This is a genomic window from Empedobacter sp. UBA7620 (assembly GCF_002484185.1).
Taxonomy (GTDB): Bacteria; Bacteroidota; Bacteroidia; order Flavobacteriales; family Weeksellaceae; genus Empedobacter; species Empedobacter falsenii_C.
In genome coordinates, this window is record NZ_DLJI01000013.1 from 1 (window position 1) to 306 (window position 306).

General features: G+C 29.4%; 1 pseudogene. It reads right to left on the reverse strand.

Annotated elements, in window-relative coordinates:
• Positions 1 to 306 (reverse strand): annotated as a pseudogene (locus B2217_RS02170) (hypothetical protein); the annotation flags it as partial.

Sequence of the window (306 nt, forward strand, 5' to 3'; positions counted from 1 at the left end):
ATTAGGTAATAAAACAAAATACCCATTTGTCACATAATTTAATGCATTAAAACCTTTAACCCCATACAAAGAGGGTGGTTCAAAATTAAATACTTCATTAGCTGTTTGCTCATAAATATTAATCACCATTGGATATTGTTTTGTTGCATCATATCCTACTGGATATAGCAAAGTTGCTTTTAAATGAATCCCATTCGCATAGGTATAATCTATAATTTCTGATCTTCCTAAATCATAGTCTTCTAATAAAGAGTTGCTTTGGTAAATCAACTCCGTTTTTTTCGCTTTAAAATCATACCTATTGAT